The organism is Sodalis ligni (assembly GCF_016865525.2).
GTDB classification, from domain to species: Bacteria; Pseudomonadota; Gammaproteobacteria; order Enterobacterales; family Enterobacteriaceae; genus Acerihabitans; species Acerihabitans ligni.
The window spans coordinates 4,401,305-4,424,991 of sequence record NZ_CP075169.1 but is presented as its reverse complement, the minus strand read 5'-3'; the positions used below and the strand labels follow the sequence as shown (position 1 = coordinate 4,424,991).

Here is a 23,687-nt window from a genome sequence, read left to right as displayed (position 1 = left end):
TCGATTAAACTCCCCATTGAATCATATTGGGCAACTTAGCTCAATGAATGCACATTAGTATCATCAACGAGGTTTCTTTGAACACTAACCGGACTTCACGAGGCGCGCTTCAAAAGGCCTTGGTACTCCTGGCCGCCTGCCTGATTGCGGTGGCCAACCCTCTCGCTTTCACGGGGCCGGCCGTGGCCATTCCGGCGATAGGCCGAGCGCTGGCAGGCAGTTCTATTGAACTGGCCTGGATCTCCAATGCTTTCATGCTTACTTTCGGCAGTTGCCTGATGGCCGCCGGAGCGCTCGCCGACACCTTCGGACGGAAGAAGATCTTCCTTTTCGGAGCCTGCGCCCTATGTATTTTCTCGGTCGCGCTTGCCTTCTCGCCAAGCCTACTCGTCGTCGATGTGTTGCGCGCAGCCCAAGGCGTCGCGTCGGCGCTGGCATTCTCCGGCGTGATGGCGGCGCTTGCGCAGGAGTTCCACGGCCCATCCGCCATGAGGGCTTTCAGTCTTGTCGGCACGAGCTTTGGTATCGGTTTGGCCTTCGGGCCGGTAAGTTCAGGACTGCTGATTGAAGCCTTCGGGTGGCGCTCAATCTTTTTTCTGGTGGCAATCATCGCCGGGGCGGCGTTCGTTCTCGGCTCAAGCGTGGTGCGGGACTCCCGTGATCCCAACGCCGCCGGCCTCGATTGGAAAGGTGCGCTCACCTTTACCGCCGCGTTGGCCTTCCTTACGAACGGGATACTGGTTGCGCCGACGGTGGGCTGGATGGGTACGCCGGTGGTTGTTTCTTTGGTTGGAGCACTGATTCTGGGTGCCGTTTTCGTCTTCGTTGAAAGCAATGCAAGTCGGCCAATGCTCGACCTCTCGCTCTTTCGCATTCCGCGCTTCGTGGCTGTACAACTGCTGGCCTCGGCGCCCGCCTATGCCTTTGTCGTCCTGCTGGTGCTTCTTCCCGTCAGGCTCGTCGGCATCAATGGCATGACTGAACTGAAGGTCGGATGGATCATGATGGCGCTCTGCAGTCCGCTGCTGGTCCTTCCGCTGGTCGCAAGCTTCCTCACGCGATGGCTCTCCTCCGCCACGCTCTGCGGAGCAGGGCTGCTGGTATCGGCTTGTGGCCTCTTATGGCTCAGCCGCTGGGAGGACGGCGAGGCCGGTTTGGCGCTCGTCTCTCCGCTTCTGATAATCGGCATGGGTATCAGTCTTCCATGGGGACTGATGGACGGGCTCGCCATCAGTGTCGTACCTCGCGAACGCGCCGGCATGGCAACGGGGATTTTTAACACGACCCGCGTAGCGGGTGAAGGCGTCGCACTTGCCATTGTGAACGCGTTACTCGTTGCACTGCTTATCTCGCAGCTTAACATCCTACCGGACGCTTCTTCGTCAGCAAGTGAGGCCGCACAGCACCTGGTTGGCGGCGATCTGGCGGGGGCAGGGGCCATTCTCGGGGCTTCCTCGCTTAACGTGCTGACCGGAATTTACCAGAGCGCGTTCAGCATCCTGCTCGAAGTGCTTTCGGCAGTAACGGCAATCACCGCTATTGTCATCTTTATAGCGCTACGCGGGTCAGGACGTGCGGGGGATTTGGCGCATACATCGAACTCCTGACTGCGTCTTTGATGTTGCCGACTGAACTGATGAGTTTGATCGGTAATAAACCTGGAGCATACGTCGCCGCATGAGATGGTCGACGAGGCATATCTACCCTGTATTGACACCTTCATCATTTCGCGGTTTACTATTAATGAAATAGTTTCACTAATAGTGAATGTATGTCGTCAAAAATAAACTGGCTTTTACAAAACACAGCTCCTGGTTCTCTGGTGGCGCAGTCTTGGCTGACTAGCCATAATATCAGTCCTTCTTTGGCGCACAGGTATGAGCAGAGCAACTGGCTGCATAAATTGCGTGCGGGAATATACGCTCGCACCGGTCGTGAGCCTGATTGGCATGATGCGGTGTTATGCCTGCAAAACCAGTTATCTGTGCCGGTTCATCTGGCAGGACTTACCAGCTTGACCTACCAGGGCCGCGCTCATTATCTCCAGCTAACCCGCAAGAGCGTCTGGCTGTATGTAGAAGACAAAGCGGCGTTGCCAAAGTGGTTTAAAGAATTTCCCGGCGTTGACTGGCTTTTTTGTTCTCATCATAAGCTATCCCCCCTTGACGAGAAGTATCTGACGGATATCGAGATAAAAGGAGATACGTTAAAAGCCAGTGTGCCTGAGTTAGCGGCCTACGAACTGGTTAATGCGGTGCCGGCGGAGATTGCTTTTGAGCATGCGGCCGAGCTGTTTCAGGGATTGGTTAACCTGAATCCGCGTAAAGTGGAGAAGTTACTTAACGCCAGCGGTGCGGTGCAAACGAACCGCTTATATCTATTTTTAGCCGACTATTCTGCCCATGCCTGGGCTAAACGGATCGATAAAACCAATATCGACCTAGGGTCAGGAAAACGGCAGGTGGTATCAGGCGGTAAACTGGATAAACAATACCAGATCACCGTACCTGAAAAATATATCAACGGAGAATCATCGCATGGATAAGCAATCACCCTATTACCAACAGGTCGCGCTATTGATAAGTGCGCTACCGGCAGTGGCAAAGGAGCGCTGTTTTGCGCTAAAAGGGGGGACCGCAATCAATTTGTTTGTACGCGACTTCCCCCGTCTTTCGGTGGATATCGATTTGGCCTATAGATCGCGACACAGTCGAAGCGGTACAGGATGAGTTTGGTTTTGCCTCCATTCAGATGGTTTCCCTGGCCGATCTTTATGATGGCAAGCTTTGCGCCGCCTTGGATCGCCAGCATCCCCGTGATTTTTACGATGTTAAAATGTTGCTTGAAACACAGGGCATAGATCGTTTTATCTTCAACGGTTTTATAACTTATCTGCTCAGCCATTCCCGGCCATTAGCTAAGGTGATGAATCCACGCTGGAAAGATATTTCCGCTATTTATAACCAAGAATTCAGCGGAATGACATTTAATGATGTATCACTGGAAGAGCTGATCGCTGTTCCTAAACAGATGCTGGCCGCGCTCAAGGCACAGTTCACTCAGCAGGATTTTGACTTTTGATGTTCTTCAAGCGCGGTACGCCGGATTGGTCGCTAGCGCCAGAAAGCCAGATTCAACCCTGCCCGCAGTAAAATGGAAGCTACAGAACATCGGTCGGATGTCAGAAAGTAAGCGCGCCGAGGCGCTGGATAAGCTGGAAACGGTACTTAGGGACTGGCTGAAGTAGTTTACAAAAATAGCGATATATTCACTTAAAGTATCAGTTTGTTAATTATTTTAAACTAACTCAGATCAATCACCAAAAAACCGTCAATCACGGGGGCTTGTGAAGTTTATTGATAATAGAGTGGAGATGTTGAACTGAAGTAGCACGCAGTGAATTCGGCCACCTGAATAGAGGTGATACCGTCACACCTCAGTACGTGAACAGGTGACACAATGATTGGAGCTGACAAAAGAACGTTCAGGCCGAACCCATCCAAAAAGAATTCTTGAACCCAGGAGTACTCCCATGCCTACTACTGCCAAGATCGTTCGATTTCACAAGACCGGAGGCGCTGAAGTCCTGCAGTTTGACGAGCTCCCCCTGCCTGAACCCGGTCAAAACGAAGTGCGTCTGCGAGTTAAAGCGCTTGGACTGAATCGCGCGGAGGTCATGTACCGATCCGGGCAATATATGGAAACGCCGATTCTTCCTTCCAAAAACGGCTACGAGGCTTCCGGCATCATTGAAGCCGTGGGACCAGGCGTCGATTCGAGCTGGATAGGTAAAACCGTCAGCACTGTCCCGGGAACCTGCAGCCTGAACGGATATGGCGTCTATGGCGAAGTTGCCGTCGTTCCCTTTCGTTCAATTGCTGTCTACCCGGCCACGCTCTCGTACGAAGAAGGAGCATCCATCTGGATGCAGTATTTAACTGCGTATGGTGCGCTTATCTGGCTAGGCCGGGTAAGTAAAGGGGACTTTGTCATCATCACCGCAGCCAGCAGCAGCGTAGGGGTGGCCGCCATCCAGATGGTTAAAGCGCAGGGCGGCACCAGCATCGCCGTCACCCGTACTGCAGCCAAGAAAGCCCGGCTCCTCGAACTGGGCGCCGATCACGTCATTATAACTGATGAAGAAGACCTGGCCGGTAGAGTCAATGAAATCGCCGGCGGCAAAGGCGCACGCGTCAGCTTCGATCCCATCGGAGGCAAGATGCTGGCGTCGCTCGCCGAGGCCGCAGCCCATAAGGGACTCATCGTCGAATACGGGGCGCTGGCATCTGAGCAAACCCTTTATCCGCTGTCCACGGCCCTTGCCAAGTACCTTACCGTCCGGGCCTATGTGGTTGTGGAACTGGCGCAGCATAAAGATCTTCAAGAAGCGAAGCAGTATATTTTCGATCATCTTTCATCCGGCGCTTTCAAGCCCCTTATCGATAGGACGTTTCGCTTTGATGAAATCGTTGAAGCCCATCGCTATATGGAAGCGAACAATCAAGTGGGTAAGATCGTCGTCACAGTCTGACGTATACGGATCAGAGCTGTAACCGATCCGACCGCGTCGCCGTGCCGGACGGTCAGCTTGACCGGGTCGGTTCGCCATTATCATTGGCTTAATCGCCGGGGCCGGGAGCCTTTGCAGACATGCCTGCGAGCAAAAGGTCAACCATCCGAACCGCCGAGCGCTTCCAGTTTTCGCTCACTCTGATCGTCGCTACCCCCGAAAGGACGCGCAGTAAATCCAGCGGCTCGACATCGCCGTGAAACGCGTCTGTCTCAACCGCGTGGGTGGCCGCGGATGTACTCATCACAGTGATTACAGTGGTCCCGGTCGCTGTCGGATTAAAACAGCGCAGGCACGCGCAACCGGATGATCTTGCCCCACTTGAAAAACGGTGCAGGGTGCAAGTCGCTTATCGACACGCAGCGGCACATGAAATATGCGGTTATTTTTGCCTCGCTTTCTTGGGGCGGTTCAGGCCAGACTTTTGCCATCATAATGTTATGATCGGCAAACCTGACGAATTTGTGCCGGTCTTGCCCGCTGGCCTGACTATATCGCGTTGATTCTGAGGGTGAAACTGGTGAGTGCGGTAATCGGCATTAAATATTTCGACTCTGCGATGCCGGAGAACTGATGTGTGCTAAATCCGCTTTCTTATCTCACCACCGCCTTCACATTCGCGAAAGCTTCCTCGAGAAATTCCGCCACCGGCCGCTCGCCGCGCTGATTTGCCCAAGCCTCAATGGCCAGCCGCATAGCACCGACGGATAACATTGCGACGACGCGCAGCGCCTGGCGGCGTTGCGGTTGTCGCCAGACCTCGCACAGCGTGGTATAGAGCGCATTTTCCTGCGCCGCGTAGGCAGCTTGTTTACGGACCTTGAGTGTTTCGCTCGCGCGCATCACCCGATCGATGGCGATCATTTGATCTGATTCGTAGCGCGAGACATCGGTTATCAGCGTTTTGCGCACGGCATCCAACGGTGTTTCGTCAGGTGAGACTTTCAGCAGTTCCGCTCGCATTGCATCCCATGCGCCTTCCTGCCACGTCAGCAAGATGTCCTCCTTCGACTTGAAATAGGAGAAGAACGTGCGGCGCGAGATGCCGGACTCCTCGGCAATGGCATCGAGCGTCGTCCCCTCGTAGCCGTTGGCCAGAAATAGCTTCAGGCCTGTGTTTGCGATGCGTAATCGGGTTTCACGCTGTTTTTGTTCGCGCAGGCCTGGGCGCACAGGCTGGCCTCCTGTGTTTTTCAACGTCACTTAAAATTGCCTTGCAATATTGCACTTAGTGCATTAATTTATGCACCAAGTGTACTAAAAAACAATTGTAAGGGCAAGAAACATGAGCAACTGGACTGCATCGGATATTCCTTCTCAGCATGGCCGCACGGCAATCATCACCGGTGCCGGGGGCCTCGGCTTCGAAGACGCTCTTGCGCTTGCTCGCGCCGGTGCGGATGTCATTATCGCCGGTCGCAATCTTTCCAAAGGCAGGGACGCGGTTGAGCGTATTCGCCAGGCTGTGTCCGACGCCACCGTGCGCTTTGAAGAACTTGATCTGGCCAGCCTCAAGTCGGTGGCCGCCTTTGGTTCGCGTCTGCGCTCCACCCTTGGCAGCGTGGACATCCTTATCAACAATGCAGGCGTCATGACCCCGCCGCAGCGCAGGGTCACCGAGGATAATATCGAATTGCAATTCGGCACCAATTATCTCGGTCATTTTGCGCTGACCGCGCACTTGCTGCCTCTATTGCGCAAAGGAAAAAGCCCGCGCGTCGTGACGCTCTCGAGCATCGCCGCGCGCGATGGCGCGATCAATTTCGACGACCTGCAGGCCGAGCGGGACTACAAGCCTATGCGGATCTACAGCCAGTCCAAGCTTGCCTGCCTCATGTTTGCCCTGGAACTCCAGCGGCAGAGTGATTCGGCCGGCTGGGGCATCGCCAGCATCCCCGCGCACCCTGGCATCTCGCGCACGGATCTGCTTCCCAATGGGGCCGGGGCGAACAGCGTCTTCGGCCTGATGCGCAAGTACCTGTGGTTCATGTTCCAGCCTGCGGCCCAAGGCGCGCTGCCGACGCTTTATGCGGCTACGGCGCCCGCCGCCAAGGGCGGCGTGTACTACGGACCGGACAAGATGAATGAAATGCGCGGATTTCCGGCGGTAGCGAAGATTCCGCGTCAGGCGCTGGACGTCGAGACCGCAGCACGCTTGTGGAAAGTTTCCGAGGAGTTGACCGGCGTCGTGTTTGAATGAATCAGAGCGGCACATCAGTTCGATTACAAAATAGCCGGCTCAAGGCTCAATGTAAGGAAACGGTACAAATTCAGTAATCGAACAGCGTTACCAATTCAATACCCAGTCCGCCAGCAATCACAACTATCCCCTCCAGCGTCGGGTTTCTCACACCCCGCTCAATCCCGCTGATATAAGTGCGATCAAGCCCGCACTTGTCGGCGAAGGCTTCCTGCGAAAGTCCCGCCTGCAAGCGAAGTGCTTTAATACGTTGCCCGAAGAGGGCAGTAATGTCTTTAGATTTTTCCATGCCGTTAAGCATTATCTTTTGTTGCTTATCAGACCACGGACGATGAGTCACAAATGAAGATGGTTTAACAATAGACAGCTAATGGCGTGAATTCAGTCGCAACCATCAAAATTGAACAGCGTAATCAAATCGATATGTAATGCGGCAGCAATGATAGCGAGGACTTCCAGCGTGGGGTTTCTTACACCGCGTTCAATACCGCTGATGTAGGTGCGATCGAGCCCGCATAGATCCGCAAAGGCTTCCTGAGACAGACCAGCTTGTAATCTGAGTTTTTTGACATGTCGTCCTAGCAGGACTCTTGTTGGGTCAGATCTTTTCATGGGATAAGCATTGTATTTTGATGCCTATCAGTCCACGGATTATTAGTCACAACCGTAAATTCTTGTGGTATCATTGTGACTCATAGTCAACATGACGAAGAGAGATCACATGAACGACCAAGACTGGCACCCAGCTGATATTGTTGCAGGAATAAAGAAGAAAGGGACGACGATGGCTGCGATTTCGCGCTCGGCGGGGCTGGCTTCGTCTACGCTGGCGAATACGTTGACCAGACACTGGCCAAAGGGGGAACGCCTTATTGCAGGTGTGATAGGCAAACGACCGGAAGAGATCTGGCCTTCCCGCTATTGTCGGCATCGCTGATATAAGGTCGTAATTCATCGGAAAAGTTGTCCACTCCACCCAACATGGTCTTTCTTTAAGGTTCCGACACCGAAAGAGGAAGCGCCATGTTAAGCAGAGAGGACCACCTAATGATAAAACAAATGCGCATTCATGGCGCTTATATTATCGACATTGCCCGTCAGATTGGCTGCTCAGAACGCACGGTCAGGCGGCACCTGTCCGAGCCTGAACGTCCTCGCCGGACGTCTTCACGACGGCGTATGAGCAAACTTGAACCTTACATGGCTTTTATCGATATGCGCCTGAGTGAACATGTCTGGAACGCGCAAGTGATTTTCCAGGAAATCAAGGCGCAAGGCTATGGTGGCGGGACCACCGTGCTGCGGGAATATATCCAGCCCAAACGCCGACTCCGGCATGGTCGTGAAACCGTCCGCTTCGAAACGCAGCCCGGTTATCAGTTGCAGCACGACTGGGGTGAAGTGGAAGCAGAAGTGGCGGGCCTGCCATGTAAAATCAACTTCGCCGTCAATACGCTGGGCTACTCGCGCCGCTTTCATGTCTTCGCCGCGCCCTGCCAGGATGCGGAGCACACTTACGAATCGCTGGTGCAGGCGTTCGGTTACTTCGGCGGCTGCGTGAAAACCGTGCTGGTTGATAACCAGAAGGCGGCGGTGCTCAAACACGATAATACCGGCGAGGTTATCTTCAACGCCGGCTTCCAGTCGCTGGCGAAGCACTACGGCTTTATCCCCCGCGCCTGCCGGCCTCACCGGCCCAGGACCAAAGGGAAAGTGGAGCGCATGGTGGGTTATGTGAAACACAACTTCTTCGTTCACTATCGCCGGTTCGACAGTTTTGCGCACGTCAATCAGCTCCTGACCCAGTGGCTGGCGCAAGAGGCCGATCAACGCGACCTGCGCCAGTTCCATCAGACACCGGCAGAACGGTTCGAGGCGGAAAAAACCGCCCTGCAACCGTTGCCCGCCGGTCCGTTCGATACGAGTTATCACGATATCCGCCAAGCGGCCTGGGATGGCTACATCGACGTGCGGGGCAACCGCTACAGCCTGCCCGAAGCCTGGTGCGGGCGCCAGGTTACGGTACGCATTACCCTGGACGACGAGTTACGCGTCTACGGCAATGACGAGCTTATCGCCCGCCATCCGTTGTCACCGGCCACCGCCGGATGGCAGACGGTGCCGGAACATCACCAGGCGCTGTGGCAGCGGACCTGCCAGGTAGAGCAACGACCGCTGGATGCCTATGAGGGACTACAGTGATGAACGAACTGGAAAACCTACTGACCCGGCTGAAAATGGACCATCTGAGCGGCGCGGTGGAAAACCTGCTGGAGCAGGCCACGAAAGAAGAACTGAACTACCGGGAGTTCTTGATCCGCGCCTTGTCACAGGAATGGAACGGGCGCCGTAGCCGGGGCCTGGAATCACGGCTCAAGCAGGCCCGGTTACCCTGGATAAAAACGCTGGAGCAGTTCGACTTCACCTTCCAGCCGGGAATAGATCGCAAAGTGATCCGCGAGTTGGCGGGACTGGCGTTCGTGGAGCGCAATGAAAATGTTATCTTGCTGGGTCCGCCGGGGTGGGAAAACCCATCTGGCGGTGGCCCTGGGCGTCAAAGCAGCGGATGGCGGTCACCGGGTGCTGTTCACGCCGCTGGATAAACTGATGGCAACGCTGCTCAAGGCCAAACAAGAAAACCGCCTGGAGAGGCAGATCCAACTGTTAAGCTATAGCCGGGTGTTGATCCTGGATGAAATCGGCTATCTGCCGATGACGCGGGAAGAGGCGAGCCTGTTCTTCCGGCTACTGAATCGGCGTTATGAAAAAGCGAGCATCATACTGACCTCGAATAAAAGCTTCGTGGACTGGGGAGAAGTGTTCGGCGATAACGTGCTGGCATCGGCGATCCTGGACCGCTTACTGCACCACTCAACCACGGTCAATATAAAGGGGCAAAGTTACCGGCTGAAAGATAAACGCAAGGCAGGAATGTTATCGGCAAAGAGTGCGTCAGATGACGCGATAATGAGCGGACGTTAAAACGATAAACAGTGGACAACGGAAACGTTGAAAAGGGGCCACCACTTCACGATGTTGACAGCTATCAAATGAAAAAAGATAAACAGGCCAGTGTGGCCGCGCCGGAAGGTCACAATACTGCCACGTAAATCATTCCCTCTATTACAGGTCGGCTGTACGTTGTTTACGGCATCATGCCGGTACAGCCGTTGCGCATCGGGGCAACGGGCGTGTCAATGCTCGTCCATCACGATGAGGGGACGCGTCATAAACCAGTGCCCGGTACGCTATAAGCCTACGGATGAATTTGCCGGCATTGTTTTATTCAGCATTGCGTACTGATACAATTTTTCCCTGGCGAGATTTTTCATTTTCACTTCACACATAATATCGAAATCGTCAAAGGATAAAGCCCAGTCATTCAGCGTATCATTAAAATAGTAATTTGAATGAGCGCGTAATGCTGATTTTGACAGGCACAATATATCTTGATTCGGAAAACCACGCTTAGGGATCAAACCTTCCTGAGAGACAGAATAATGCAACACAGGCTTTACTCCTCGCCATGATTCTTTTATTAATTTAATACGGTCATCGTTAGGTTTGATAAATTCATTTTCCTTCACCCAATGATGATGAATATCTAACACGATCGGGCATAAGAATTTTGCTTGCAATACGTCATCCACTGAACAGGAAATCTCGTCATTTTCAAGGGTCAACATCAGCCTCGCTTCGGGGCTGAGCTTTAGGAAAGCGTCTTTGAAACCGGCATATCCTTTCTTCCCGTTCATATGAATATTTATTTTAAAGTCCTGGAAACGTTTGCCATATCCCATCGATTTCGCGCACAGCGCGTGGTATTCGATGTCTTCAATAGACCTTTCCACTACCGATGGGTTGTCTGATGCCAGAACGGTGTATTGTCCGGGGTGAAAGGATAATCTTATATCGTTCTGCTTTGCAAAATCCCCGCAGTTTTTCAACAGAGGGTATAAATCGGGTAAAATTTCCTGGTACAGGATTATGGCGGCGGGGACGGTATACAATGGCAGTAGATCGCTTCCAATCCTCATCATTCTCAAATTTTTGGTAGTAAAGCCAATTGTTCGAAAATCAACAGAAGGTTGGTTAAGTTTTCTCTCGAAGATTCCCAAAGTAAATCGAGCTTTTATCATTGTCTAACGTCAGAAATCGTTTACGCGTTGGCGATTTAAAGGGAATGGCTGTGTTGTTTCTGAATAAAAATATTTGCAGGCGAATCCAAGTTTCATAATACCTCCCTTAAATGCGGTTTCTATAAGTGTAACTGCTCACTGAGATTTTGTCTCCCAGACAGCCGCACGCGGTTTCAGCGTAAGTGTGAAGGGCAGCGCGTAGCGTGGATAAAGAAACTTCATCTATTGGTTGGTCTGCGAGTGAGTGTGGGGATTTTCGGCGAGGTTGAGGGTAAGACCCAAGGATCGGATTACGACACTTACGTTGACCAAGGACCTATGCCCGATCCTGCCTTTGCGTCAGCGAGAAGCTGTTTTAAATCACGCCATGGCAACTACCAGGGATGAATGGCAATACGCCCTTTAAGCAAAGCAACGAGAATATGGAAAGCGCTAATAACATATATATTGATGAAATGTTTATGATTTAGCCAGTTTTATCTATGATTGTTCTGATAAACTTACTCTTTTCAAAAGGAGTATCGTTATGCCTATTCCCGCATACCTATGGCTTAAAGATGATGGCGGTGCAGATATCAAGGGGTCAGTAGATGTGCAAGATAGGGAGGAAAGTATTGAAGTTATTGGTTTTAGCCACGGCTTGAATATCCCAGCAGATAGAAATAGTGGTAAAATCACAGGAACTCGATCACATTCACCCATAATGATTGAAAAGGAATTTGATTCGTCAAGCCCGTATCTCTATAAAGCTGTCGCAAAGGACAAACTCTACAATCTGCAGAGCTCCGCTGGTATCGGATAAATTCTGCAGGTCAGGAAGAGTCTTACTTTATAATGTTATTGGAAGGTGTAAAAGTGACAGGAGTCAATCCTGGGATGCCTAACACTAAATTGGCTGGTATGTCCACGGTCAATCATATGGAATCCGTTTCATTGATGTATAACCGAATTACTTGGTGTTATGTTGATGGAAATATTCGTTATACCGATGACTGGAATGAACGATAGCTTGTCATTCGGAGAGTGTGCCCGGATTTTGTCTTTGAGACCAATTCCGCACTCTTTTAAAAGATTATAGATTATTATGGCTGAAAGTGTGTTGAATGTAAAATAGATAGCAATCAAAATTAATTCTGGATCTCTTGAACCAAAAAATGGGTTGCCTGTAAAAGAATATTTTGCTGTGCTGCCGTTAGGTCATCCGGATAAGGAATTGAACGCCCAATAGCCAAAAATACCACAAAAATATTATTAAATTAACCATCGATCGGGCAAATGCCACCATAAACTATTACCTCAATCATTCCATAAGCATCGATTCCTGTGCTGTAGACGGGAACTCTTTTGGTCCTCAATAGGGCCGAACGTATTGTCGCAAAATCAGATTTATGTTGTAGCGTAATACATCCAAGAGAAATCCCACCGCCCCCTATTGGATGCAAACGGAAATTGCCTCTTCTTACGCCGTCAATCCAAGTATAATCATCAATTTTTCCATCGTCTCGATACAAGGCAAACCACTCTGCATGATTTGAAGCGTTGCCTCTTACCACCGTGTTCCATGTGTCTTTAAAGTGCGTTATCGCTTGTGATCGTATACCGCCAGTTGGTCGGTCAACTATCCAATAGCGTCCCGAGGGTATAGGCCCGGCTTCTGGAACCCTCACACATCCCCTTGATTCCGATATCCTTTATTTCCTGAGAAAGCAAGGAATGTTCCGACTCCAAAATAGTTAGTGGGGAAAAACTAGAATTATTAACAATAAACTTTCCCTGTAATGACATCCCAAATCCTTTCTAAATAACTGCGCCTATTACCGCTCCACTTTTGTTAGTCCAGGTTTGTTGCCTGGGAAAGGTGATGCGGTTTTCATAAATTGTCTGACATTTTTTAGTAACTCCCACATTGTTTTACAGTGATGATTGCGGGTCACCGTTTCGTGTAATGCTAACCATAAGAGCTCTATTTTGTTCACCCATGGCGAGTAAATCGGCTGATAAGTAAGAATAAATTTTGGATTCTTCTTCAACCACTTCAATGTCTTTTTACTTTTGTGAATGATGTAATTATCGACAATAAGGGTGATCGTTTTGGCGCTGCGATACGTGCTTTTCAGCTGGCATAGCATATCGATGAACAAGCCTGAGTTTTTACGTGTTCCACTCACGTAATCCACTCTGCCCGTTCCAGCATGCAGCGCACCTGCAAGGTAATGTTTTCATTTTACCCGGCGTAGGGATGCGTTTCTGCTGACCTTTTTCTGCCAGTCCGCGCCGATTTTGGGTTGAGATCGATATCAACTTCATCCTCGTAAAACACGGGATGTTCAGCACTGTTCTTTGCCAATGCCTCATCAATTGTAGCCAGCTTTTCTTCCCTGTGAGGATCCCGAATATGCAAGGTCGGAGCTGCTCTGCGCCAGACAATGCCGGCTCCTGGCAACCAACGGCGAAGTGAGCCAGGATGCAACGTAGAGTTAAATAACTTATTAATTTCAATCGTTAACATCTCGGTACTCCAGCGTGAGCGCAGATAGCCAAAATCTTGCGGGGAGCGCTGAACAAGCAAATTGAGCATTCGCAGCATGGCGTCGACAGGCCATTTTTTTTGACGGCCCGGTGGCAGACTTTTCAGGCCTTCAATACCAAATAACGTGAACCAATTAATCCAGCGTCCGACGGAAGAACGGGCGGCACATAGGGTTTTAGCAACGCAAGTCAGCGATTCACCCCGGTGCAACATCAACATGGCGATAAGGCGTCTGGCATGATTCTTATCTGCCGTTTTCTGGACAATTTTTTGCATCTGGCGTCGTTCATTTCTGGGTATGGGTGCTATGATCGGCATAACTCAGTCCGGTTGGTGATTTGTGATGTTTGGCGATTGATCAGATCGCTCAAACCGGATTGAGTTCCCTTCGGTGATCTACTATTAGGCGCAGTTATTTAGTCTACTGAAAAAAGGTGCGAAATTTCACATTACAGATCTGATCCTATACGTTTCATAAATAGTCTTGAAACTCTGTGTAGGTCTTAAAAATTTATTTTACTTCATATAATCTGCTGGTTTATTCAATCTTGATGAATTCGCTTAAACGACACCGGCCTAATTGAACGTTTAATCTCTACATCGGAATCCTTATCCCACGGTGTTTAACCTGACAGCGAGGGCGCGGGAAGTATCATTTTCGCTTAAAATTTATCATCTAGTATCATTTCCGTTGTTTCGATAGCCTTTTAAATGCCCTCATGTTATCGTTTTTCCAAGATTTTATGATTTAAGTATCATTTTCGCGGCCCCAATACAGGATTTTACCTTATGCAGGTTGGCTTAAAGGTATTAGAACGCCTTTACGGCATCATGTTGGCGCAGCCGCTGCGTGTCGAGTCAACTATTGGCACGGGGCGCGTCCATCAGGATGAGGGCGGACTGATAAAAAATCAGTATCCGGCCAGCTACCGGCCGGCGGATGACTTCGCGGGGCATTTCGAATTCGGGCTCAAATACGAAGAGATCCATTTGGAGTTCTTTGCCCGCCTGTTTGCCGCCATCGGCCCCGAGCCTATCGCGGCATGGTGCCGACGCGAGCCTTTCGGCCAGTACGCGCGCCGTGCGGGTTTTCTGTACGAGTGGCTGACCGGAACGCGGCTGGATGTGCCGGACCTGACCAACGGCAAATATATCGATGCCATCTCCGGTCAGGACTATCTCACCAGGGTCGAACCGCTGCGCGAGCGGCGCTGGCGAATCAATAATAATCTGCCGGGGACAGCTGCGTTCTGCCCTTTGATTCGTCGTACTACAGCGCTCCAAAATGCGTTGGATTTTGATCTCGCTGCTGCGCTGGCTGAATTTGACAAAGCATTTGGCGCCGATATGTTGATGCGTACCGCCGGCTGGCTGACGTTTAATGAGTCTCGTGCAAGCTTTTTGATCGAAAAGGAGTCTGGCCAGACCGATCGGATCCAGCGGTTCGCTCATGTTATTGAACAGTATTGCGGCCGCATTGAAGACCCGCTGGGTAGCGACAGTTTATATACCTTGCAAGCCGGCATTTTGGGTCGAGATGCCGTGGGGCTGGGCCTGCGTCGCTCGCCGGTTTTTGTCGGGCAGTCCACCCTGCGTCAAAACATTGTCCACTATATTGCTCCCCACTTCGAGGAAGCGGGGGTCATGCGGGAGGGCCTCAAAGCATTTGAAGTTGCGACCCGAGGGGCCGAGCCTGTGGTGCGTGCCGGGGCGTTGGCCTTTGCTTTTGTCTATATCCATCCAATGAGAGACGGCAATGGCCGGATCCACCGTTTTCTGATAAATGACACCTTGGTACGCGACAGGGCGGTCCCTGACGGCATCATTCTGCCTGTATCGGCCACTATCATTAGTTCTCCCCATTTCCGCGCGGCTTACAATCGTACGCTCGAGGTGTTTTCCCGCCCGTTTATGCGGCGCTATGCAACGGCTTACCGGTTTGGTGAAGTGGTGGCATATGACGATGGTAGCCGCAGCAACTTTATTTTTGATGACTATGATGACGCTTGTTTTGCCTGGCGCTATCCGGATCTGACCGAACATGTGCTGTTCACCGCGCGGGTGATTGAGCATACGGTAAAATATGAGATGGCAGACGAGGCCAGGGAATTGGCCACCTTTCAGCTCGCGCAGGAAAGCCTTAAGGATGTCATTGAAATGCCAACCCAAGACGCGAACAGGATTATCCGTTCTATCAAACAAAACGGCTGGCACGTATCCGGTAAATTGAAAGCGGAGTATCCGCGATTGGAGGATGAGCTCACGGCGCAGCATGTCGTGGAGGCTGTGCGGTCTGCATTTGAGGACAATAAGCTCATGTCCGCCGGGCAGAATGATGGTGAAAACAGTGGCGCGAATCAATGATAACGGCGGCATAGCTGGAGCGACACCCGGTTGGCACCGGCGGATTGTGGCCCTGGCCGTGCCGATAATGCTGGCTAATCTGTCGGTGCCGCTGCTGTCCGCGGTGGACACTGCCGTCGCCGGTCATCTCCCCGACCAGGCGGCGCTTGGCGGCGTAGCGCTGGGGGGGCTGGTCTTTAATGCCATGATCTGGGGCCTGAGCTTTCTGCGCATGGCGACCACCGGGCTGGTCGGCCAGTCGGTAGGCGCCGGAGACGATACTGAGGCCCGGATCGTGCAAGTACGGGCGCTGTTGCTGGCGGTGTTGCTGGGCCTCGTCATCCTGGCGGTGCAGCGGCCGCTGCTCACGGGCGCGCTCCACCTGCTCGGCGGTGGTGCCGAGGTGCAGCGTGCGGCGCGCATCTACTGCGACGCACGCATCTGGTCGGCTCCGGCGGCGCTCGGCAATACGGTCGTGCTGGGCTACCTGATCGGTCGCCAGCGAGCCAGGCTGGGATTCGTCCTGCAACTGGTGCTGAACTTCCTCAACATGGGCTTTGCCATCGGCCTGGTCTATGGCGCACACCTCAGTGTCGGCGGCATCGGGGCGGCGACGGCGCTCGCCGACGGCATAGGACTGGTCCTGGGCCTCCTTGTGCTCAAGCGCCTCAGCCCGCGCGGGCTACCGCGGCTCGTTCAGGCGGCGCTCTGGGCGCGAGAACCCCTGCTCAGGCTGTTCGGCATCAACCGTGACATTTTCCTGCGCACCATCTGCATCATCGGCGTCACCGCGCTTTTCGCGCGCCTCGGCGCCGGGCTCGGCGACAAAGTGCTGGCCGGCAATGCCGTGCTGCTTAACTTCCAGACTTTCACCGCCTTCGGGCTCGACGGCTTCGCCTATGCGGCGGAGGCGCTGGTGGGACTCGCGGTCGGTGCCCGCGACCGGGCGTCGCTTAGGGCGGCGAGCCGCATTTCCATGTTGTGGGCCGCGATTGGGGCGCTCGGATTTTCGCTCGCCTATGTCGCGGTCGGACCGATGATGATTGACGGGCTGACCAACCAAGAGCCGGTGCGCGCCGTGGCCAAGGCCTACCTACCCTGGGTGATCGCGCTGCCGGTCGCTTCGGTCTGGGGCTTCCAGTTTGACGGCATCTTTATCGGCGCCACGCGCGCGCGCGAACTGCGCAACAGCATGATTCTGTCGCTCGCCGTGTTCCTGGCCGCGGCTTGGCTCCTGATCCCGGTCGCGCACAATAATGGGCTTTGGGGCGCTTTCCTGTTGTTCATGGTGGCGCGCGGCATCTGCCTTGCCTGGTTATATCCGCGCATCGGCGCCGATTGGGATGACCGGGCGCCGCCGCCGCTCCACGTCGATTAGCGCTCGGCAAAGATGACGACGAATAGAGTTACCCCGCTAGCAATATCATGGGGAAAAGGTTCGTCATGAACGAGATCGTGTTGTTGGAGTACCCGCGCTCGTCGTATGCGCAAAAGGTTCGGCTGCTATTGCGTGAGAGAAATAGACCCTTTATCTCCACAACGGTGGATGAAGCGGGTTCTGATGCGGCCTTCCATTGAGGCCACGGTGGCGGAGGCTCATGCGTACCAGAGAGAAATGCCGGAGGCCACGCTATGAACGAACCGGGAATCATTTTGCATCAATATGAGCTATCGCCGATTTCCGGTAAAGTGCAGGCTACCCTAAGCATCAAATAGCCCCGCTGGTCTGCATACAATCCACCAAGCCCTGAATGAAAATCCCCCATGCTTATCGTCATCTGGTTAAACAATCTCACTTTCTGCCCAGCCGCGGGAAAATTTTGCAACAGTGTTTCCAGCATTGCTAAAGACCGAATCGGCTGCCGGAACTCATGGTAAACGCCGTTGCCGGAGATTATTACGGACTCGTGCTGAGACGTCTTTATAGGCAAGTCCAGATAATCGAGTTGTCACTTGACAACTCAACGGCAAAATCTATTTTGGAGGTCAATGATGACCCGTCCCTCGCATTCGAAGAAAGAGGTGGAAGAGGCGCTCAGATATGCTGAAGAACAACGTTGGCGAATCGATGTTGGCGGCAGTCATGCATGGGGGAAGATCTACTGCCCTTATAATGAAAATGAGTGTCGCTGCGGAGAGTTTTGCATTACCAGCGTCTGGAGCACGCCGAAGAATCCCGGCAACCATGCTCGCGCCCTGCGCAGGGTTGTGGATAACTGCACAAAGCATCGCAAATAGCGTGATCCTGACGACAAGGAGAAATGATGGAATATACCTTTACCTTAAAATACCAGCTTGCCGCTGAAGACTGCGAAACGGATGCGATTGTCGAACGTCTGGGGGAAGCCGGTTGCGACGATGCTCTGGTGGGTATAGGGTTGCCGGGCAGGCTGGCGCTGGAATTCACACGAGAAGCCGGGAATGCCGAGGCCGCCGTACGCAGTGCGCTGACGGATGTTCGTCGCGCCGTACCCTCGGCGACGCTTATCGAAGCGGCGCCGGATCTGGTGGGACTGACAGATGCGGCGGAGATTGTAGGTGTGTCGAGGCAGAATATGCGCAAGCTGATGCTGGCCCATCCGGGTAATTTTCCGGCGCCGGTCCATGAAGGCAGCGCATCGATTTGGCACCTGGCGGATATTTTGTCTTGGTTGCAGGGCAGGGGAAACTACCGCTTGGCGCAAGATATGCTGGAACTGGCGGAGGTAGCGATGCAGGTCAATGTGGCAAAAGAAACTCGCCGATTGCCGCCCCTAACGATCTGATGCTACCGGCCAAGCCCATGAGTAAAAAAATATCGTATCATGTAGACCGCTGATGCCCTCACCGGCATAGTCCAGGAGGTTTACGGCCCATGACGATAATGACGCGCCTCGCCGGGCGCCTGTGGCGGCTGCCGCCGGCGGAAAACGCCGTGCGTGTGGAGCGGGACATTGCCGTGACCGCGCGGGACGGTGTCGCGCTGATGACCGATGTCTATCATCCGATCGGTATCGATCGGCCACCCATCGTGCTGCTGCGTTCACCCTACGGGCGCAAAAACATCGTCGGTTTGTGCGCGCGTCTTTTTGCCGAACGCGGCTACACGGCGGTGGTCCAGAGCGTGCGCGGTACATTCGGCTCAGGCGGGCGTTTCCATCCGTTCTTCCAGGAGCGTGACGACGGGCTGGACGCCGTCGGCTGGATCGAGCGCCAGCCGTGGTACGGCGGCCGCTTGGGGCTTTGGGGGGCGAGCTATATGGGTCAGGTGCACTGGGCCATGGCCGCCGAACTGGGGGAACGGGTCGCCGCCATCGCCATCGTGCGCAGTACGTCGGATTTCGCCGCCGCCATCTGGGGCGGCGACGGCCTGCGGCTGGAGGATTTCCTTAGCTGGATCTGCCTGTTGGAGGCCCAGGAGAAGAGCAACGCTATCGTCCAGGCCCTCAGGCGCCGTTTTTTCGGCGATGCTCATGCCCGGCATTATGCCGCCTTGCCGCTTGAGACGTTGGATGAGCAGGTGTCCGGCGCCGCCATTGACTGCTGGCGGGAGTGGATGGCCCATGACCATCCCGCCGATCCGTTCTGGCAGCCGATCCGCGACCGCCGTACGCTTGCGCGGGTGACCGCCCCGTATCAATGGTGGCGGGTTGGTCCGATCTTTTATTGGCCATCAGCTTCACGACTATGCCGAGCTGCAGGCCTGCGGCAAAACGGTAAGGCTTACCGTGGATCCGTGGACGCACACCTCTCTCAAAAGCCTGGCCGGCGCGATGGCCGATGCATTTGACTGGTTCGATATTCATCTCAAAGGTCGGGAATCCGGTAAGGACGCGTTAAAACGCGTCAAGCTCTGGGTGGTTGGTGCTAACGAATGGCGCAACGAGACCGCATGGCCGCCGGCCGGTAGCGTGTCGCGCGCGTTGCAGCTTACCGGCAGCGGCGGGCTGGGCGAAGGAGAGATCGCCGAGGCCGAGCGAAGATTCGTCTACGATCCGAAAGACCCTACGCCGAGTTTGGCCGGTCCTACATTGTCCGACGCCACCGGGCGTGGCGACATGAGGCCCCTTGCGGCGCGCGCCGATGTGCTTAGCTTTATCGGGCCGGTCCTGGACCAGGATACCGAGATAGCCGGCCGGCCAGTCTTGACGATTAACGTTTCGGCTGACGGGCCCGAACACGACCTGTTTATTTGCCTGTGCGATGTGGATGAAAACGGCCGGGCGACCAACATAACCGATGGCTATCAGCGTCTGCCGGGCTTTGCTGCGGATACGCGCCGCACGGTTACGCTGCCGCTGCTGCCGGCCTATTGGCGCGTCGCCGCCGGCCATCGGCTCCAACTGCTTATCGCGGGCGGTGCTTTTCCGCGCTATGCCCGTAACCTCGGGCTGGGTGAGCGCATGTCCATGGCGACGAGATCGAGAAAAACCACGATCGCCGTGCATTGCGGAGGCAAAGACCCGTCCCGTCTCGCTCTGCCGTTAAAGGGGGCCTGACAAGGGTTGGCCAAGCCGAGGCGGGCGGCAAGGGGATCGTTAATGCCGCCGATCGCGGATCAAGGTTCCGCCGTCTGAGCAATGGAGGAAAAGTATTTCGCCGGCGTTTCCCCTAAGGATTTCTTGAACATGATGATAAACGCCGACACCGATTCATAGCCGAGAATTTCAGCAATGTTCTGTACGTTTTGGCCGGCGGCGAGTTCGCGCAGGGCAACGATCAAATGCAGTTGCCGGCGCCACCGGCCAAAAGTCAATCCCGTTTCCTGACGCACAAGGCGAGCCAGCGAACGCTCGCTCATGGCCACCATGTTTCCCCATTGCGCAAGCGTACGGCGATCCGCCGGATCGTCTGAGAGTATTTTCGCAATCTTTCTCATACGGGGTTCTTCCGAGATAGGCAGATGCAGCCGCTCTACCGGCATATGAGCAAGCTCCTCCAGCAGCACGACGGCCTTGCGTCCGATGGGGCTGTCCGGCGCATATTTCGGCGGCTGGCCCGCCATATGAAGAATGAGCTCGCGCACCAAGGGGGAGATGAAGAGCGTACAGCAGGTGGCGGGAAGCGGCGCGGCGCCCGGCTGGATGAAGAGAAAGCTTATCTCGGCGTTCGCCGTTGCGCGAACGCTGTGGCGGGTTTGGCCGGGTATCCACACGGCGCTGTTGGGGGGCACCATCCAAATGGCGTCGTCGACTTCGCATGTTATGCCGCCTTTGACCGCAAAAAGCAGCTGTCCTTGCCGATGTTGGTGGACAGGCACTTCACTGGCGCCAGGTGAATGCGTCTTTAGGCCGGCCACCAGTCCGTAAGGCTGGTCTTGATCGAAGTAGCGAAGCGAGTCTTCAAGGGATAGCATCAATGCAGGTTGTCAGTTTTTGAGTATTTATTGTCAATATATCCAAATTCCGGCATTCGCGAAAGGGGTAAGATTGTCGCTCTGCTTTATTGCTCTTCGGGATATTATTCATGGCCAGACATACCGCAACCGCGTCGCGTTCGTTCCTGCTTGTCGCAGGCTTGCTGCTGGTAGCGGCCACGCTACGGGGTCCTGTCACCGGCGTGGCGCCAGTATTAGACCTGCTCCGTTCGCATCTGGGATTATCTCCCACCGATGCGGGCTTATTGACGACGTTGCCGCTTGTCGCTTTTGCCGCCATATCGCCGTTCGCGGCGCTGTTTGCCCGGAAATACGGGATTGAGCGCTGCTTATTCGGCGCATTATTGCTTATTGCGGCGGGGGTGGTTGTTCGCTCGACGGGGACTGTCGTGGGCCTCTACCTGGGTACCGCGACCGTCGGCACCGGCATTGCCCTTGGCAATGTGCTGCTGCCAGGCCTTATCAAGCGTGATTTTCCCAGCAGGGTGCCGGTCATCACCAGCGTCTGCGCGGTGACGATGGGGGTGGCCGCAGCGATGGTTTCCATGAGCGTGGTCCCCTTGGCCGACGTGTTTGGCTGGCGCATAGCGTTAGGGATGGTGATTGTTTTTCCTTTGGCGGCCATTGCTGTTTGGACTTGTGAACTTGGCGGACGTATTGTTCCCTTAAAAGGAACTCCTCCAAAAGGAACTCCCTTAAAAGGAATTCCCGTAACAGAAACACCGGTAAACGGAACCGCGGCGCCTGTCCATGGTGGAGGTGTCTGGCGTTCAATGATCGCTTGGCAGGTTACGCTGTTCATGGGGGCGAATTCGACGTTGTATTATATTATGGTCGCCTGGCTGCCGACCATTTTGACCAATGCGGGCTTTACCCCTGCCGCCGCGGGCTCGATACATGGGGTTATGCAGCTCTCCTGCGCTGTGCCGGGATTGGTCTTGAGCCTGGTAGTCGGCCGATTGAAAGATCAGCGGCTGATAGCCGCCGGTACCGGTTTTATGCTGGGCATATCGCTACTGGGCCTGCTGTTTGCGCCGGCCTGGGCGCTGCTTTGGTCGGCCCTATTTGGTTTCGGATCGGGGGCCGCCATTATTCTAGCGCTGATGTTCATGAGTATGCGCGCGAGGGATGTTCATCAATCGGCTGCGCTTTCCGGCATGGCGCAGTGCATCGGTTATCTCTTGGCGGCCTGCGGGCCAACGCTTGCCGGTAAGGCTCACGATATTACCGGAAACTGGCATATTCCGCTGGCCATCGGTGTTGTTCTTTCCGTCCTTATGGCGCTATTCGGCTCATTGGCAGGGCGTTCCCGCCACATCGGCACGTCTCTTGCGGCCTCAGGACGTTAACGCCATAGCATGATGATTAAAGCACGGCAGTCAACGAAATGTAATCATCCAGGAGGACGCGGATGTCGGAAAAACAGCATCGCTGCAGCTGGGCTGATTCAGGCCCGTTGATGCGGCATTATCACGATACGGAATGGGGCATCCCGGAACGCGATCCGCGCAGGCTGTGGGAGACGCTGATGCTGGAGGGGTTCCAGGCCGGTCTGTCATGGGACATCATTCTGCGCAAGCGGGACGCTTTCCGCCTGGCCTTTGACGGTTTTGATCCTCGGGCTGTGGCGGTTTATGGCGCCGACGACATCGAGCGCCTGCTGGGCAATTCGGGGATCGTGCGGGCCCGTGCAAAGATCCAGGCGACGATTCGCGGCGCGCAGATCTTCAATGAGATGCAGGCAAACGGCGAGGACTTCGCGGAATATTGCTGGTCTTACACCAACGGCGTGCCGCTGATGGGCAAGGGCTTTGCCACGGAAACGGAGCTGTCCGCCAGGATTTCAAAGGATTTAAAGCGGAGGGGCTTCAAATTCGTCGGGCCGACGATTGTCTATGCCTGGATGCAGGCGGTGGGCATCGTCAACGACCACGATCCCGCTTGCTTTCGTTACCGGGAGAACATGGAATAGGAAAGGGGCCCGTAATTCACTGCGTAAAGCCAACTTGGCTGACGCTGTTCCCGCACTTTAGCTTACTGTTCCCTTTACGGCCAAAGCACTTACGGTTGTGCCGCCAAGGGCAGCAAAGATATCTGTGATAGTCGCCGTTGCAGTAAGCGTTGGGATCAGCCAAGGAAAGTCCACCGGAAAGGGCAAATCCAGCGCCACCTATGATGGCTTTCAATAATGTAGAAAGGTTAATGTTCATTTCGCCCTCCATTGCTATCACCAAAACTTACTCTAGCCTTCTTGAACTTCCGTTAAAGGTTAGCTCGATAAAAATCTATAAACAATATTTCTCATGATAATTCCCTCTGAAATGGGGAGGAAGTTAAGAGCGGTTTACTTGGCGTTGTGAAATTAAAAAAGTAATTATCCGTTATCAGACTGGAGTGTTTAGCGATCGGTAAAGATTAGCCGCCACGCCTCACGTAACGATGCTTTTTAGTTGATGAAATTATATTATATATGCTTATCATATATTCTATTGAGTTTATTAATTACAAAATAATCATTTTCAGAATGTTTATTCATAACCCATAGAAAA

At 53.8% G+C, this 23,687-nt stretch carries 17 protein-coding genes and 6 pseudogenes; 16 read left to right on the top strand and 7 right to left on the bottom strand.

The window, feature by feature from the left end; genetic code table 11:
• The first annotated feature begins 77 nt into the window (after positions 1-77).
• From GTU79_RS20690 to GTU79_RS20675, 4 genes and pseudogenes are all read left to right on the top strand, one after another.
• A complete protein-coding gene (locus GTU79_RS20690) occupies positions 78-1,607 on the top strand; it encodes an MFS transporter (RefSeq protein ID WP_253073386.1) in 1,530 nt (509 codons plus the stop codon).
• Between the two features lie 164 nt (positions 1,608-1,771).
• Positions 1,772-2,545, top strand: coding sequence for a type IV toxin-antitoxin system AbiEi family antitoxin (locus tag GTU79_RS20685; protein ID WP_203524571.1), 774 nt, complete (start codon positions 1,772-1,774; stop codon positions 2,543-2,545).
• Positions 2,538-3,247 (top strand): annotated as a pseudogene (locus GTU79_RS20680) (nucleotidyl transferase AbiEii/AbiGii toxin family protein). Before GTU79_RS20685 ends, GTU79_RS20680 begins: the two are co-directional and overlap by 8 nt.
• Before the next feature lie 285 nt (positions 3,248-3,532).
• Positions 3,533-4,531, top strand: a complete 999-nt coding sequence (locus GTU79_RS20675) for a zinc-dependent alcohol dehydrogenase family protein (RefSeq protein WP_203524570.1) — start codon at positions 3,533-3,535, stop codon at positions 4,529-4,531.
• A gap of 633 nt (positions 4,532-5,164) precedes the next feature.
• On the opposite strand, the gene GTU79_RS20670 is transcribed toward GTU79_RS20675, so the two are convergent.
• Entirely contained in the window at positions 5,165-5,773 is a 609-nt protein-coding gene (locus GTU79_RS20670; protein ID WP_203524569.1) for a TetR/AcrR family transcriptional regulator, read from the bottom strand.
• An 82-nt stretch (positions 5,774-5,855) separates the two neighbouring features.
• On the opposite strand from GTU79_RS20670, the gene GTU79_RS20665 reads away from it, so the two are divergent.
• Positions 5,856-6,770 (top strand): SDR family oxidoreductase, encoded by a 915-nt coding sequence (locus tag GTU79_RS20665; RefSeq protein WP_203524568.1) that lies wholly within the window; start codon positions 5,856-5,858, stop codon positions 6,768-6,770.
• A gap of 70 nt (positions 6,771-6,840) precedes the next feature.
• Here GTU79_RS20665 and GTU79_RS20660 read toward each other — a convergent pair whose 3' ends face one another.
• Positions 6,841-7,071, bottom strand: a complete 231-nt coding sequence (locus GTU79_RS20660; RefSeq protein ID WP_253073385.1) for a helix-turn-helix domain-containing protein — start codon at positions 7,069-7,071, stop codon at positions 6,841-6,843.
• An 80-nt stretch (positions 7,072-7,151) separates the two neighbouring features.
• Positions 7,152-7,382, bottom strand: a complete 231-nt coding sequence (locus tag GTU79_RS20655; protein WP_132926860.1) for a helix-turn-helix domain-containing protein — start codon at positions 7,380-7,382, stop codon at positions 7,152-7,154.
• Between the two features lie 109 nt (positions 7,383-7,491).
• Here GTU79_RS20655 and GTU79_RS20650 point away from each other — a divergent pair, with 109 nt between their 5' ends.
• The 3 genes and pseudogenes from GTU79_RS20650 to istB all read left to right on the top strand — a co-directional run bounded on the left by GTU79_RS20650 (position 7,492) and on the right by istB (position 9,752).
• Entirely contained in the window at positions 7,492-7,707 is a 216-nt protein-coding gene (locus tag GTU79_RS20650; protein ID WP_214513324.1) for a helix-turn-helix domain-containing protein, read from the top strand.
• 86 nt (positions 7,708-7,793) lie between these two features.
• Positions 7,794-8,972, top strand: coding sequence for an IS21 family transposase (gene istA / locus GTU79_RS20645; RefSeq protein WP_203524015.1), 1,179 nt, complete (start codon positions 7,794-7,796; stop codon positions 8,970-8,972).
• Positions 8,972-9,752 (top strand): annotated as a pseudogene (istB, locus tag GTU79_RS20640) (IS21-like element helper ATPase IstB). The gene istA and the pseudogene istB overlap by 1 nt, the downstream one beginning before the upstream one ends.
• A gap of 266 nt (positions 9,753-10,018) precedes the next feature.
• Here istB and GTU79_RS20635 read toward each other — a convergent pair.
• Positions 10,019-11,005 (bottom strand): annotated as a pseudogene (locus GTU79_RS20635) (apurinic/apyrimidinic endonuclease family protein).
• A 430-nt stretch (positions 11,006-11,435) separates the two neighbouring features.
• Between GTU79_RS20635 and GTU79_RS20630 the strand changes: the two are divergent.
• A pseudogene (locus GTU79_RS20630) lies at positions 11,436-11,917 on the top strand (Hcp family type VI secretion system effector).
• 248 nt (positions 11,918-12,165) lie between these two features.
• Here the strand turns inward: GTU79_RS20630 and GTU79_RS20625 are convergent.
• Together GTU79_RS20625 and GTU79_RS20620 are read right to left on the bottom strand one after the other, a co-directional pair.
• Positions 12,166-12,694 (bottom strand): annotated as a pseudogene (locus tag GTU79_RS20625) (DUF2778 domain-containing protein).
• Between the two features lie 29 nt (positions 12,695-12,723).
• Positions 12,724-13,757, bottom strand: a pseudogene (locus GTU79_RS20620) (IS630 family transposase).
• 471 nt (positions 13,758-14,228) lie between these two features.
• Between GTU79_RS20620 and GTU79_RS20615 the strand changes: the two are divergent.
• The 5 genes from GTU79_RS20615 (at position 14,229) to GTU79_RS20595 (ending at position 20,260) form a co-directional block, all read left to right on the top strand.
• Positions 14,229-15,803, top strand: coding sequence for a Fic family protein (locus tag GTU79_RS20615; RefSeq protein ID WP_203524566.1), 1,575 nt, complete (start codon positions 14,229-14,231; stop codon positions 15,801-15,803).
• Between the two features lie 67 nt (positions 15,804-15,870).
• Positions 15,871-17,160 (top strand): MATE family efflux transporter, encoded by a 1,290-nt coding sequence (locus GTU79_RS20610; RefSeq protein ID WP_203524565.1) that lies wholly within the window; start codon positions 15,871-15,873, stop codon positions 17,158-17,160.
• A gap of 886 nt (positions 17,161-18,046) precedes the next feature.
• Complete coding sequence (locus tag GTU79_RS20605) at positions 18,047-18,547, top strand: helix-turn-helix transcriptional regulator (RefSeq protein ID WP_203524564.1); 501 nt, start codon at positions 18,047-18,049, stop codon at positions 18,545-18,547.
• 89 nt (positions 18,548-18,636) lie between these two features.
• Positions 18,637-19,551, top strand: coding sequence for a CocE/NonD family hydrolase (locus GTU79_RS20600; protein WP_214513323.1), 915 nt, complete (start codon positions 18,637-18,639; stop codon positions 19,549-19,551).
• Positions 19,457-20,260, top strand: a complete 804-nt coding sequence (locus GTU79_RS20595; RefSeq protein ID WP_253073683.1) for a CocE/NonD family hydrolase — start codon at positions 19,457-19,459, stop codon at positions 20,258-20,260. The genes GTU79_RS20600 and GTU79_RS20595 overlap by 95 nt, the downstream gene beginning before the upstream one ends.
• A gap of 59 nt (positions 20,261-20,319) precedes the next feature.
• Here the strand turns inward: GTU79_RS20595 and GTU79_RS20590 are convergent, their stop codons facing one another.
• Positions 20,320-21,117, bottom strand: a complete 798-nt coding sequence (locus GTU79_RS20590; protein ID WP_203524562.1) for an AraC family transcriptional regulator — start codon at positions 21,115-21,117, stop codon at positions 20,320-20,322.
• 110 nt (positions 21,118-21,227) lie between these two features.
• On the opposite strand from GTU79_RS20590, the gene GTU79_RS20585 reads away from it, so the two are divergent.
• Together GTU79_RS20585 and GTU79_RS20580 are read left to right on the top strand one after the other, a co-directional pair.
• Positions 21,228-22,487 (top strand): MFS transporter, encoded by a 1,260-nt coding sequence (locus GTU79_RS20585; protein ID WP_214513322.1) that lies wholly within the window; start codon positions 21,228-21,230, stop codon positions 22,485-22,487.
• A gap of 62 nt (positions 22,488-22,549) precedes the next feature.
• The gene (locus GTU79_RS20580) at positions 22,550-23,110 is read left to right on the top strand and encodes a DNA-3-methyladenine glycosylase I (RefSeq protein WP_203524560.1); all 561 of its coding nucleotides are present in this window, start codon (positions 22,550-22,552) and stop codon (positions 23,108-23,110) included.
• Positions 23,111-23,687 lie beyond the last annotated feature (577 nt).

What these genes read in the sequence shown, in the direction of transcription:
- GTU79_RS20685 (WP_203524571.1), top strand. Translation starts at nt 1,772, where the DNA reads ATGTCGTCAAAAATAAACTGGCTTTTACAAAACACAGCTCCTGGTTCT.
- GTU79_RS20675 (WP_203524570.1), top strand. Translation starts at nt 3,533, where the DNA reads ATGCCTACTACTGCCAAGATCGTTCGATTTCACAAGACCGGAGGCGCT.
- GTU79_RS20665 (WP_203524568.1), top strand. Translation starts at nt 5,856, where the DNA reads ATGAGCAACTGGACTGCATCGGATATTCCTTCTCAGCATGGCCGCACG.
- GTU79_RS20660 (WP_253073385.1), bottom strand. Translation starts at nt 7,071, where the DNA reads ATGCTTAACGGCATGGAAAAATCTAAAGACATTACTGCCCTCTTCGGG.
- GTU79_RS20655 (WP_132926860.1), bottom strand. Translation starts at nt 7,382, where the DNA reads ATGAAAAGATCTGACCCAACAAGAGTCCTGCTAGGACGACATGTCAAA.
- GTU79_RS20650 (WP_214513324.1), top strand. Translation starts at nt 7,492, where the DNA reads ATGAACGACCAAGACTGGCACCCAGCTGATATTGTTGCAGGAATAAAG.
- istA (WP_203524015.1), top strand. Translation starts at nt 7,794, where the DNA reads ATGTTAAGCAGAGAGGACCACCTAATGATAAAACAAATGCGCATTCAT.
- GTU79_RS20615 (WP_203524566.1), top strand. Translation starts at nt 14,229, where the DNA reads ATGCAGGTTGGCTTAAAGGTATTAGAACGCCTTTACGGCATCATGTTG.
- GTU79_RS20610 (WP_203524565.1), top strand. Translation starts at nt 15,871, where the DNA reads ATGCTGGCTAATCTGTCGGTGCCGCTGCTGTCCGCGGTGGACACTGCC.
- GTU79_RS20605 (WP_203524564.1), top strand. Translation starts at nt 18,047, where the DNA reads ATGGAATATACCTTTACCTTAAAATACCAGCTTGCCGCTGAAGACTGC.
- GTU79_RS20600 (WP_214513323.1), top strand. Translation starts at nt 18,637, where the DNA reads ATGACGATAATGACGCGCCTCGCCGGGCGCCTGTGGCGGCTGCCGCCG.
- GTU79_RS20590 (WP_203524562.1), bottom strand. Translation starts at nt 21,117, where the DNA reads ATGCTATCCCTTGAAGACTCGCTTCGCTACTTCGATCAAGACCAGCCT.
- GTU79_RS20585 (WP_214513322.1), top strand. Translation starts at nt 21,228, where the DNA reads ATGGCCAGACATACCGCAACCGCGTCGCGTTCGTTCCTGCTTGTCGCA.
- GTU79_RS20580 (WP_203524560.1), top strand. Translation starts at nt 22,550, where the DNA reads ATGTCGGAAAAACAGCATCGCTGCAGCTGGGCTGATTCAGGCCCGTTG.